This window comes from Pseudomonas sp. DP-17 (assembly GCF_022380625.1).
Lineage (GTDB): Bacteria > Pseudomonadota > Gammaproteobacteria > Pseudomonadales > Pseudomonadaceae > Pseudomonas > Pseudomonas nitroreducens_A.
The window spans coordinates 354182-365873 of record NZ_JAKSXG010000013.1; the positions used below are offsets into that span (position 1 = coordinate 354182).

The window sequence follows — 11692 nt, forward strand, 5'->3', positions numbered from 1 at the left end:
GGTCAGTCTGCCAGCGCGGCGCGCTGCAGCTCGAACAGTTCGCGCAGGCCCTGCTGCGCCAACTCCAGCATGGCATTGAGTTCAGCCGGCTGGAAGGGCGCGCCTTCGGCAGTGCCCTGGACTTCGATGAAGCCGCCGGCATCGGTCATGACCACGTTCAGGTCGGTCTCGGCGGCGGAGTCCTCCAGGTAATCCAGGTCCAGCACGGGCTCGCCCTGGTACATGCCCACGGAAACCGCAGCCACCATCTGCTTGAGCGGGTTACCCTTGAGCGCGCCTCGCTTCTTCAGCACGGCCAGGGCATCGATCAGTGCCACGGTGGCGCCGGTGATCGAGGCGGTGCGGGTACCGCCGTCGGCCTGGATCACGTCGCAGTCGATGTACAGCGTGTTCTCGCCCAGCTTGGACAGGTCCAGCGCGGCACGCAGGGAGCGGCCGATCAGGCGCTGGATTTCCAGGGTGCGGCCACCCTGCTTGCCGCGCGCGGCTTCGCGCTGGTTACGCTCGCCGGTGGAACGCGGCAGCATGCCGTATTCGGCAGTCAGCCAACCCTGGCCCTGGCCCTTGAGGAATCGCGGCACACCGGACTCGGCGCTGACGGTGCAGATCACCTTGGTGTCGCCGAACTCGACCAGCACGGAGCCCTCGGCGTGCTTGGTGTAATGGCGGGTGATACGGATCGGGCGCAGTTGGTCGGCGGCGCGGCCACTGGGACGGTTCATGGAGGCATCCTGTACAGATTGCTGGCGGGGGAATGTCCGCCATTATAGAGGCCAGCGGACGGGCGCAACCACCGCCGGCGTGCGGCTGCGCGCTACGCTGGGGTACAATTACCGGTTTCCGACGACCTGTCGGCCGTTTTCCCAGCCCTTTTTGAGAGGTGACTCCATGGTCCACAGCATGACCGCCTTCGCCCGCGTCGAGCGCGCCAGCACCCATGGAACCCTCAGCTGGGAGCTGCGCTCGGTCAACCACCGCTACCTGGAACCCAACCTGCGCCTGCCCGAAGCCTTCCGCGACCTCGAAGGCGCGGTGCGCGAGGCGCTGCGCCAGGGCCTGTCGCGCGGCAAGGTGGAGTGCACCCTGCGCTTCAACGAGGAAAACGCCGGCAAGCCGCTGCAGGTCGACCGCGAGCGCGCCGCGCAACTGGTTGCCGCCGCCGAGACCGTCGCCGGACTGATCCAGCAGCCCGCCCCGCTCGACCCGCTGGCCGTGCTGGCCTGGCCCGGCGTGCTGGTGGGCGATGCCGCCGACCCGCAGGCGCTCAACGCCAGCGCGCTGGCCGCCTTCACCCAGGCACTGGACGAACTCAAGGCCGGCCGCGCCCGCGAAGGTGCTGAGCTGGCAAGGATCATCGAAGAGCGCCTGACCGCCATGCAGGAAGACGTCGCCAATCTGCGCCAACTGGTGCCGGAAATGCTCGCCAACCAGCGCCAGAAAGTACTCGACCGCTTCACCGAGATGAAAGCCGAACTCGAGCCGCAGCGCCTGGAACAGGAAATGGTCCTGCTGGCGCAGAAGAGCGATGTCGCCGAGGAACTGGACCGCCTGACCACCCACGTCACCGAAGTACGCCGCGTGCTCAAGGCCGGCGGCGCCGCCGGCCGGCGCCTGGACTTTTTGATGCAGGAACTCAACCGCGAGGCCAACACGCTAGGTTCGAAGGCTTTCGACCCGCGCTCGACCCAGGCCGCGGTCAACCTCAAGGTCCTGATCGAGCAGATGCGCGAACAGGTGCAGAATATCGAGTAAGCCGGACGCCTCCGGCTTCCCCCGTCAACCGCAACTCCAGGAAAGCGCCATGTCCGGCACCCTGTACATCGTTTCCGCGCCGTCGGGCGCCGGCAAGACCAGCCTGGTCAAGGCCCTGCTCGACGTCATGCCCAGCGTGCGCGTCTCCGTCTCCCACACCACCCGCAGCATGCGCCCGGGCGAAGTGGACGGGGTGAATTACCACTTCGTCGGCCACGACACCTTCCGCGCCATGCTCGAACGCAACGAATTCCTCGAGCACGCGCAGGTCTTCGACAACCTCTATGGCACCTCGCAGCGTTGGGTCGAGAAGACCCTCGCCGAAGGCAACGACCTGATCCTGGAGATCGACTGGCAGGGCGCGCAGCAGGTACGCCGGCTGATGCCCCGGGCGCAGTCGATCTTCATCCTGCCACCGAGCCAGGAAGCGCTGCGCCAGCGCCTGACCAACCGCGGCCAGGACAGCGATGAGGTGATCGAGCGGCGCATGCAGGAAGCCGTCAGCGAAATGAGCCACTATGTGGAATACGATCACCTGGTGATCAACGACGATTTCGCCCACGCGCTGGAAGACCTCAAGGCGATCTTCCGCGCCCGCCAGCTGCGCCAGGACGCCCAGCAGCAGCGCCACACCGAGCTGCTGCAACGCCTGCTGGCCTGAAGTCGCCGAGAGAAGGCACTTCCATAAAGATTGGCGATTTTTTAGACTATCCAGTCCGCCCGGCATTTTCCGGGCCTACATTTGAGTACGAGGAACACCATGGCCCGCGTCACCGTTGAAGACTGCCTGGACAACGTCGATAACCGTTTCGAGCTGGTCATGCTCGCCACCAAGCGTTCGCGTCAGCTGGCCACCGGCGGCAAGGAGCCGAAGGTACCGTGGGAAAACGACAAGCCCACCGTCGTCGCCCTGCGCGAAATCGCTTCCGGCCTGATCGACAACGAAATCGTTCTGCTGGAGGACGTGGTTGAAGAAGAGCCGCTGTTCGCTGCCTTCGAAGACGAGGCCAACAACGAGGCCCTGTAAGTCGATGTCCGACCGACGAATCGGTGCTTTAAAGCTGGCCGCGCGGCAGGGGGTCGACCCATGCCGAGCATAGACGCCTTCGCTGATCGTCTGTCGAGCTATCTGGGCCCGGACCAGGTCAACCTGGTCCGCCGCGCCTACTACTACGCCGAGCAGGCCCACGACGGGCAGCGCCGCCGCAGCGGCGAGGCCTACGTCACCCACCCGCTCGCCGTCGCCAATATCCTCGCCGACATGCACATGGACCATCAGAGCCTGATGGCGGCCATGCTGCACGACGTGATCGAGGACACCGGCATCGCCAAGGAAGCGCTCACCGCGCAGTTCGGCGAAACCGTCTCGGAACTCGTGGACGGGGTCAGCAAGCTGACCCAGATGAACTTCGAGTCCAAGGCCGAGGCGCAGGCCGAGAACTTCCAGAAGATGGCCATGGCCATGGCGCGCGATATTCGCGTGATCCTGGTGAAGCTGGCCGACCGCCTGCACAACATGCGCACCCTGGAAGTGCTGTCCGGCGAGAAGCGCCGCCGCATCGCCAAGGAAACCCTGGAAATCTACGCGCCCATTGCCAACCGGCTGGGCATGCACAGCATGCGCGTGGAATTCGAGGACCTGGGCTTCAAGGCCATGCACCCGATGCGCTCCGAGCGCATCCGCCAGGCAGTGAAGAAGGCCCGCGGCAACCGCCGCGAGATCGTCGGCAAGATCCAGGAATCGCTGGTCAACTGCCTCGCCCGCGAAGGCATGGAAGGCCAGGTGCTGGGCCGCGAGAAGCACCTCTTCAGCATCTACAAGAAGATGCGCGGCAAGCGCAAGGCGTTCAACGAGATCATGGACGTCTACGCCTTCCGCATCGTCGTCGACAAGGTCGACACCTGCTACCGCGTACTCGGTGCCGTGCACAACCTGTACAAGCCGTTCCCCGGTCGCTTCAAGGACTACATCGCGATTCCCAAGGCCAACGGCTACCAGTCGTTGCACACCACGCTGTTCGGCATGCATGGCGTGCCCATCGAAATCCAGATCCGCACCCGCGAGATGGAGGAGATGGCCAACCACGGCATCGCCGCGCACTGGCTGTACAAGTCCAATGAAGAGGAAGCGCAGAAAGGTACCCACGCCCGCGCCCGCCAGTGGGTGAAGGGCATCCTCGAACTGCAGCAACGCGCCGGCAACTCGCTGGAATTCATCGAGAACGTGAAGATCGACCTGTTCCCGGACGAGGTCTACGTCTTCACGCCCAAGGGCCGCATCATGGAGCTGCCCAAAGGCTCCACGGCGGTGGATTTCGCCTACGCGGTGCATACCGACGTGGGAAACAGCTGCATCGCCTGTCGCATCAACCGCCGCCTGGCACCGCTGTCAGAACCGCTGCAAAGCGGTGCGACGGTGGAAATCGTCACCGCGCCGGGCACCCGGCCGAACCCGGCCTGGCTGAACTTCGTGGTCACCGGCAAGGCGCGCACGCACATCCGCCACGCGCTCAAGCTGCAGCGCCGCTCCGAGTCGATCAACCTCGGCGAGCGCCTGCTGAACAAGACCCTGGCCGGTTTCGACAGCCACCTGGAGAAAATTCCGCAGGAACGCATCCAGGGCGTGCTCACCGAATACCGCATGGAAGTCTTCGAGGACCTGCTCGAAGAGATCGGCCTGGGCAACCGCATGGCCTACGTGGTCGCGCGTCGCCTGCTATCCAGCGAAGGAGAGGAAGCGCCCAGCGCCGAAGGGCCGCTGGCGATCCGCGGCACGGAAGGCCTGGTGCTCAGCTATGCCAAGTGCTGCACGCCGATCCCGGGCGATCCGATCGTCGGCCACCTGTCCGCCGGCAAGGGCATGGTCGTGCACCTGGAGAACTGCCGGAATATCAGTGAAATCCGCCACAACCCGGAAAAGTGCATCCAGCTCAGCTGGGCCAAGGATGTCACCGGCGAATTCAACGTCGAGTTGCGCGTCGAGCTGGAGCACCAGCGCGGCCTGATCGCCCTGCTGGCGACCAGTGTCAACGCCGCCGACGGCAACATCGAGAAGATCAGCATGGACGAGCGCGACGGTCGCATCAGCGTGGTCCAGCTCGTCGTCAGCGTGCATGACCGTGTGCACCTGGCCCGCGTCATCAAGAAGCTGCGCGCGCTCAAGGGCGTGATCCGCATCACCCGCATGCGCAGCTGATCCCCACCCCAAGGAGTCGACATGACCAAGACCGTTATCCACACCGACAAGGCACCGGCCGCCATTGGCACCTACTCCCAGGCGATCAAGGCTGGCAACACCGTCTATGTCTCCGGTCAGATCCCGCTGGACCCCAAAACCATGGAACTGGTCGAGGGCTTCGAAGAGCAGACCGTCCAGGTCTTCGAGAACCTCAAAGCCGTGATCGAGGCTTCCGGCGGCTACCTGCACGACGTGGCCAAGCTGAACATCTTCCTCACCGACCTGTCGCACTTCGCCAAGGTCAACGAGATCATGGGCAAGTACTTCGTCCAGCCCTACCCGGCCCGCGCCGCCATCGGCGTTGCCGCGCTGCCCAAGGGCGCCCAGGTCGAGATGGACGCCATCGTCGTCCTGGAGTAAGCGTTACGTGATTCCCACGGGGCCCCAGCGGCCCCGTTCTCTTGTCTGCAAGGAGCAAACATGCGTCGCGCCCTGATCCTGTGCGCCCTGATCGGCCTGCTCACCGGCTGCGCCGGCACCCCGTCCGACCCTTCCGGCGTCTGGGTCAACCAGGCGGCCATCGACGCCGCCGGCAAGGGCGGCAAGCTGCGCGAGGCGCTGCTGGCCTACGGCCCGAACCTGGAATGGAAGCTGGACACCAAGGCCAGCCAGGCCACCTTCAGCAATGGCTTCGAGCTGGGCGAAGGCCAGCTGACCCAGACCGACCCCAAGCACTACCGCGTCGATTTCTACGGCAGCAACCAGGAATCCCTCGAGCTGGACGGCAAGGAGCTGGTGCAGGTGGGCAGCGACAACTGGCCCGAGCAGCGCTTCCTGCGTCCCAAGGAGCAGCCCGCCGCGCAGGGCCCGGCTGGCAGCACCTTCGAGAACGCCCTGTACGCCACCTACCTCAAGGGCACCTGGGTGATCGAGGAAGGCCAGGGCCAGGGCAGCAAGGTGAAGTTCCTGCCCAACGGCAGCCTCGAAGGCATGCCCGGCTTCGATCGCTACGCGCTGTGCCTGGCCGGCGACTGTGCGGCGATGAGCGGCGACAATGACAGTATCTGGCTGCAACAGGGCCAGCAGGGCCGCGAATTCCTCTTCGAACGCGACGGCGACAAGCTGGAACTGTTCGAGGCGGTGAACCGCGCCCAGGCCGACGAGATGCCGCAGTACGCGCCGGGCAACAAGGTCTGGACCCTGGAGCGCGACTGATCCGCGCGAGCGGGCGCGACTGGCGGAACGTCAGCGCAGCCCGCTCCACAGCAGCCAGCCCCCCAGCACCAGCAGCAGGCCGCCGCAAAGGCGATCCAGCGCCGTTACCCGGCGCTTCAGCCAGCCGCGCCAGCGTGGGCGGTCCAGCAGGCGCACCAGCGCCATGTCCCAGAACAGCACCACCGCGCCCATCCACAGCACGCAGACGCCCAGTGCCCAGCCCGGCAGCTGGAACTGCCCGAGCACGCCGAACAGCCCGGTATAGAAAATCGGTAGCTTGGGGTTCAGGCTGCTGGCGAGCAGGCCTTCGCGCATACCCCGCAGAAATCCTCCGCTGCGCAACTCGCCCAGCTCCGTGGGAATCTCCAGCTCTCGCCGCGCCAGCAGCGCCTGCGCGCCGAGCCAGGCGAAGTAAACGCCGCCCAGCAACTGCACGCCCCGCAGCCCGTGACTGGCCACTTCAGGCAGCAGACCGAGGACGAAGAGCACCAGCAGCATGCTCGCCAGATTGGCCAGGGCGATTCCCGCCGCGCAGCCGTCGGCGTGGCGCCGACCGCGCAGCAATGCGGCGCGGATCAGCAGGAAGAAGTCCGGTCCCGGCGACAGCAGGGCGGCGAAATGGGTGCTGGCGACCAGCGCAAAGGCGGCGAACATGGCGATCTCCCGAATAGCGGCGTCGCGCAGTCTGCAAGCTCCGGGAAGCGCCGGTCTTGGAAGAAAGTCAGGTGCGTGTGGCGCGCAGGAAGCGACCAGGCGTGACGCCGGTGAAGCGGCGGAAGGTCCCGGAGAAGTGCGCCTGGTCGTAGAACCCCAGGTTCAGCGCGACCTCCAGCGGCTTCTCGCCGGCCACCAGCAGGCGCTTGGCCTCGCGGATGCGCCGCTGCAGCAGGTAGGTGTGCGGCGGCACGCCGTAGGCGTTGCGGAAGGCTTCGATCAGGTGGCGCGGATGGCGCTGCAGCAATGCGGCCAGCGCTTCGAGACTGACCGCCTCGCGGTAATGCGCTTCCAGGTAATCGCGCAGCCTGGCGGTGACGCTGCCGTCGCGCGACGCCGAGGCAGTCGGGCGCAGGCCTCCGTGGCGGACGAACACCAATTCCAGCAGCGCCAGCAGTTCACTCTCCAGCGCCAGCGCGTCGTTGCGCTCGAACTCCGTGGCGACACGGCGCAGCGCCTCCGCCACCTGCCCGTCATCGTGCGGATTGAGCGCCTGGAAGCCGCGCGGCAACTGCTTGCGGCCCAGCAGCGGCAGCAGGCGCGACTCTTCGATATAGAGCATGCGATAGACCAGCCGCTCGGACTCGGCATTGCCAGTGTGCGGCTCCTCCGGGTTCATCAGCGACAGGGTGCCGGCCGGCAGCACGTGGTGCGCGCCGCGGCACTGATAACCACCAGCGCCGTGGAGGATGGCGCCGATGGCGAAGGCATCATGACTGTGGCGCCCGAACGGCTGGCCGGAGAAGTCCGCATGGAACAACTCCACCCCCGGTAACCACGGGCGCGCCAGCAGCCGGTTGGCGTCCATCTCAGTCCTGTTTGCCGGCGAGGATGGCCGCATAGCCTTCGCGGAAGCTCGGGTAGCGCGGCTCCCAGCCCAGCGCGCGAGCGCGGGCATTGCTGCAACGCTTGCTGCCGGCGCGGCGTACGGTCTGCTCGTCAGCCCAATGGGTGATGCCCAGATGTTCGCGCAACCAGCCGACAACGTCGTGCAGCGCCGCCGGCTCGTTGTCGACGCCAAGGTAGCACTCCTCCAGCGCAACGCCGCGGCGGTCCGCCTCCAGCAGCGCGGCGAGCAGGCCGGCGGCATCCTCGGCATGGATGCGATTGGCGTAAAGCGGCGGCTCACTGGCCACGCGGTAGCCCTCGCGCACCTGCCTGAGCAGCCACTCCCGGCCGGGACCGTAGATACCGGTAAGGCGCACGACGCTGGCGGGAATGCCGCTCTGCAGCGCCACCTGCTCGGCCTCGAGCATCACGCTGCCGGAATAGCTCTGGGCCCGGGCGGGCGAGGTCTCGTCGATCCACTCGCCATCGCGCTGGGCGTACACGCCGCTGCTGGAGACGAACAGCAGGCGCTTGGGCAACTGCCCGCGCTGCTGCAGCCAGCCGAGGGTGTTGCGCAGGCCCTCGACGTAGGTGGCGCGATAGCCAGCCTCGTCGTGCTGGGTCGCGGCGGCGCAGAACACCAGGTAGTCCAGCTGGCCCACCGGCCAGGTGTCGGGACATTCGAGCTGGTCCAGGTCGCCAGTCACCGGCAGCACTTCCAGCGGCAGCGCGGCGACGTTGCGGCGCAGGCCGTGGACGCGCCAGTCGCGGGCGGCCAGTTGACGTCCCAGGCGGCTGCCGACGTCTCCGCAACCGACGATCATCAGGCTGGGGAAGGTGCTCTTGCTCATGCTTGGCTCCGCGAATCAAAGCTCGGCAGTTTAGCGCGGTTGGTTCGCGGCGGTGCAGCCGCTATGCTTGGGCCACCTCAACGGACTTAGTCGCCATGACCCTTACCGAACTGCGCTACATCGTCACGCTTGCCCAGGAGCAACACTTCGGCCGCGCCGCGGAGCGATGCCACGTCAGCCAGCCGACCCTGTCGGTGGGCGTGAAGAAGCTCGAAGACGAGCTCGGCGTGCTGATCTTCGAGCGCAGCAAGAGTGCGGTGCGCCTGACCCCGGTGGGCGAAGGCATAGTCGCGCAGGCGCAGAAGGTGCTCGAGCAGGCGCAGGGCATCCGCGAACTGGCCCAGGCCGGCAAGAACCAGCTGACCTCGCCGCTCAAGGTCGGCGCCATCTACACCATCGGCCCGTACCTGTTCCCGCACCTGATCCCGCAGCTGCACCGGGTCGCTCCGCAGATGCCGCTGTACATCGAGGAAAACTTCACCCACATCCTGCGCGACAAGCTGCGCACCGGCGAGCTGGACGCGATCATCATCGCCCTGCCGTTCCAGGAAGCCGACGTGCTGACCCTGCAGCTGTTCGACGAGCCGTTCTACGTGCTGATGCCGGCGGACCATCCGTGGACCGCGAAGAAAACCATCGACCCGGAACTGCTCAACGACAAGAGCCTGCTGCTGCTCGGCGAGGGCCACTGCTTCCGCGACCAGGTCCTCGAAGCCTGCCCGACCACCCACAAGGGCGGCGAGAACAAGCACACCACGGTGGAATCCAGCTCACTGGAAACCATCCGTCACATGGTCGCCTCCGGCCTTGGCGTGTCGGTGCTGCCGTTCTCCGCCGTGGACAGCCACCACTACGCGCCGGGCGTGCTGGAAGTGCGTCCGTTCAGTGCGCCAGTCCCCTTCCGCACCGTCGCCATCGCCTGGCGCGCCAGCTTCCCGCGGCCGCGCGCCATCGAGGTGCTGGCCGACTCGATCCGCCTGTGCTCGGTCGTCAAGCCGACCGTCAAGGGTGAAGCCGAGCCGGCATGACCGATCTGTCGAACGTCCCGGTCACTGCGCTCAAGGGCGTGGGCGCCGCACTGGAAGAGAAGCTGGCGAAGGTCGGCCTGGAGAACCTCCAGGACATCCTCTTCCACCTGCCGCTGCGCTACCAGGACCGCACCCGCATCACCCCCATCGGCGCGCTGCGTCCGGGACAGGATGCGGTGGTCGAGGGCGTGGTCTCCGGCGCCGACGTGGTGATGGGCAAGCGCCGCAGTTTGCTGGTGCGCCTGCAGGACGGCACCGGCGTATTGAGCCTGCGCTTCTACCACTTCAGCCAGGCGCAGAAAGAGAATCTCAAGCGCGGCACGCACCTGCGTTGCTACGGTGAGGCGCGCCCCGGCGCATCGGGTCTGGAAATCTACCACCCCGAATACCGCTCGCTCACCGACGCCGCCGCGGCGCCGGTGGAGCAGACGCTGACACCGATCTACCCGACCACCGAAGGCCTGACCCAGCAGCGCCTGCGCCAGCTCAGCGAGCAGACCCTGGCGCGCCTGGGTCCGTCGAGCCTGCCGGACTGGCTGCCGGCGGAGCTGGCCCGCGACTACCGCCTGGGCCCGCTGGACGAAGCCATCCGCTACCTGCATCGGCCGCCGCCGGACGCCGACCTGGAAGAACTCGCCGAAGGCCGCCACTGGGCCCAGCACCGTCTCGCCTTCGAAGAACTGCTGACCCACCAGCTGTCGCTTCAGCGCCTGCGCGAGAGCGTGCGCTCCCAGGCCGCGCCGCAGCTGCCGCCGGCCAAGCGCCTGCCGGCGCTGTACCTGAAGAACCTCGGTTTCAAGCCCACCGGCGCGCAGCAGCGAGTCGGCGCGGAGATCGCCTACGACCTTGCCCAACCCGAACCCATGCTGCGCCTGGTGCAGGGCGATGTGGGCGCCGGCAAGACCGTGGTCGCCGCCCTGGCCGCCCTGCAGGCATTGGAAGCCGGCTACCAGGTGGCGCTGATGGCGCCCACCGAGATCCTTGCCGAGCAGCACTTCCTCAATTTCACCAAGTGGCTGCAGCCGCTGGGCATCGAAGTCGCATGGCTGGCCGGCAAGCTCAAGGGCAAGGCCCGCGCCAATGCGCTGGAACAGATCGCCGGCGGCGCGCCGATGATCGTCGGCACCCACGCACTGTTCCAGGACGAAGTGAAGTTCAAGCGCCTGGCCCTGGTGATCATCGACGAGCAGCACCGCTTCGGCGTACAGCAGCGCCTCGCCCTGCGCCAGAAAGGCGTCGACGGGCGGCTCTGCCCGCACCAGCTGATCATGACCGCCACGCCCATCCCGCGGACCCTGGCGATGAGCGCCTACGCCGACCTGGACACCTCGATCCTCGACGAGCTGCCGCCCGGCCGTACCCCGGTGAACACCGTGCTGGTGGCCGACAGCCGCCGCATCGAAGTGATCGAGCGGGTGCGCGCCGCCTGCGCCGAAGGGCGACAGGCTTACTGGGTGTGCACGCTGATCGAGGAATCCGAAGAACTCACCTGCCAGGCCGCAGAAACCACCTATGAGGAACTCTCCTCGGCGCTGGGTGAACTGCGCGTCGGCCTGATCCATGGGCGCATGAAGCCGGCGGACAAGGCCGTGGTCATGGAAGCCTTCAAGGAAGGCATGCTGCAGCTGCTGGTCGCCACCACGGTGATCGAGGTCGGCGTGGACGTGCCCAACGCCAGCCTGATGATCATCGAGAACCCCGAGCGCCTGGGCCTGGCCCAACTGCACCAGCTACGCGGCCGCGTCGGCCGGGGCAGCGCGGCGAGCCACTGCGTGCTGCTCTACCATCCGCCGCTGTCGCAGATCGGCCGCGAGCGCCTGGGGATCATGCGCGAGACCTGCGATGGCTTCGTGATTGCCGAAAAGGACCTGGAACTGCGCGGCCCCGGCGAAATGCTCGGCACCCGCCAGACCGGCCTGCTGCAATTCAAGGTGGCCGACCTGATGCGCGACGCCGACCTGCTTCCGGCGGTGCGCGATGCCGCCCAGTCCCTGCTGGCCCATTGGCCGCAATCGGTCAGCCCTTTGCTGGCGCGCTGGCTGCGGCACGGGCAGCAATACGGACAAGTGTGATCTATTTCACTTTCGCCGGTCGGTTGACCGCTCGGTCACGCTGACTGCGTGGTT

General features: G+C 66.8%; 12 protein-coding genes. 8 read left to right on the forward strand and 4 right to left on the reverse strand.

All coding sequences use genetic code 11. The features are described 5' to 3' along the window. Positions 1 to 2 precede the first annotated feature (2 nt). On the reverse strand, positions 3 to 722 hold the full coding sequence (rph, locus tag MJ122_RS21905) for a ribonuclease PH (protein WP_015479557.1): 720 nt from the start codon (positions 720 to 722) through the stop codon (positions 3 to 5). Positions 723 to 888: 166 nt separating this feature from the next. Here rph and MJ122_RS21910 point away from each other — a divergent pair, with 166 nt between their 5' ends. The 6 genes from MJ122_RS21910 to MJ122_RS21935 all read left to right on the forward strand — a co-directional run bounded on the left by MJ122_RS21910 (position 889) and on the right by MJ122_RS21935 (position 6145). Next, the gene (locus MJ122_RS21910) at positions 889 to 1752 is read left to right on the forward strand and encodes a YicC/YloC family endoribonuclease (protein ID WP_239746023.1); all 864 of its coding nucleotides are present in this window, start codon (positions 889 to 891) and stop codon (positions 1750 to 1752) included. Positions 1753 to 1801: 49 nt separating this feature from the next. Continuing rightward, positions 1802 to 2413: a guanylate kinase gene (gmk, locus tag MJ122_RS21915; protein ID WP_088419867.1), complete on the forward strand. Its 612-nt coding sequence runs from the start codon at positions 1802 to 1804 to the stop codon at positions 2411 to 2413. A 99-nt stretch (positions 2414 to 2512) separates the two neighbouring features. Beyond that, complete coding sequence (gene rpoZ, locus MJ122_RS21920; RefSeq protein WP_045217709.1) at positions 2513 to 2779, forward strand: DNA-directed RNA polymerase subunit omega; 267 nt, start codon at positions 2513 to 2515, stop codon at positions 2777 to 2779. Positions 2780 to 2839: 60 nt separating this feature from the next. Then, on the forward strand, positions 2840 to 4948 hold the full coding sequence (gene spoT / locus MJ122_RS21925) for a bifunctional GTP diphosphokinase/guanosine-3',5'-bis pyrophosphate 3'-pyrophosphohydrolase (protein ID WP_017520705.1): 2109 nt from the start codon (positions 2840 to 2842) through the stop codon (positions 4946 to 4948). A 21-nt stretch (positions 4949 to 4969) separates the two neighbouring features. Beyond that, complete coding sequence (locus MJ122_RS21930; RefSeq protein ID WP_017520704.1) at positions 4970 to 5350, forward strand: RidA family protein; 381 nt, start codon at positions 4970 to 4972, stop codon at positions 5348 to 5350. Between the two features lie 60 nt (positions 5351 to 5410). Next, a complete protein-coding gene (locus tag MJ122_RS21935) occupies positions 5411 to 6145 on the forward strand; it encodes a hypothetical protein (RefSeq protein WP_239746024.1) in 735 nt (244 codons plus the stop codon). 30 nt (positions 6146 to 6175) lie between these two features. On the opposite strand, the gene MJ122_RS21940 is transcribed toward MJ122_RS21935, so the two are convergent. From MJ122_RS21940 to MJ122_RS21950, 3 genes are all read right to left on the reverse strand, one after another. Further along, positions 6176 to 6799: a LysE family translocator gene (locus MJ122_RS21940; RefSeq protein WP_239746025.1), complete on the reverse strand. Its 624-nt coding sequence runs from the start codon at positions 6797 to 6799 to the stop codon at positions 6176 to 6178. A 67-nt stretch (positions 6800 to 6866) separates the two neighbouring features. Then, positions 6867 to 7667 (reverse strand): AraC family transcriptional regulator, encoded by an 801-nt coding sequence (locus MJ122_RS21945; protein ID WP_239746026.1) that lies wholly within the window; start codon positions 7665 to 7667, stop codon positions 6867 to 6869. 1 nt (position 7668) lies between these two features. After that, positions 7669 to 8538, reverse strand: a complete 870-nt coding sequence (locus MJ122_RS21950; protein WP_088419859.1) for an NAD-dependent epimerase/dehydratase family protein — start codon at positions 8536 to 8538, stop codon at positions 7669 to 7671. A 95-nt stretch (positions 8539 to 8633) separates the two neighbouring features. On the opposite strand from MJ122_RS21950, the gene MJ122_RS21955 reads away from it, so the two are divergent. Next, complete coding sequence (locus MJ122_RS21955) at positions 8634 to 9566, forward strand: hydrogen peroxide-inducible genes activator (RefSeq protein ID WP_088419857.1); 933 nt, start codon at positions 8634 to 8636, stop codon at positions 9564 to 9566. Beyond that, entirely contained in the window at positions 9563 to 11638 is a 2076-nt protein-coding gene (gene recG / locus MJ122_RS21960; RefSeq protein WP_239746027.1) for an ATP-dependent DNA helicase RecG, read from the forward strand. Before MJ122_RS21955 ends, recG begins: the two co-directional genes overlap by 4 nt. Positions 11639 to 11692: the final 54 nt, after the last annotated feature.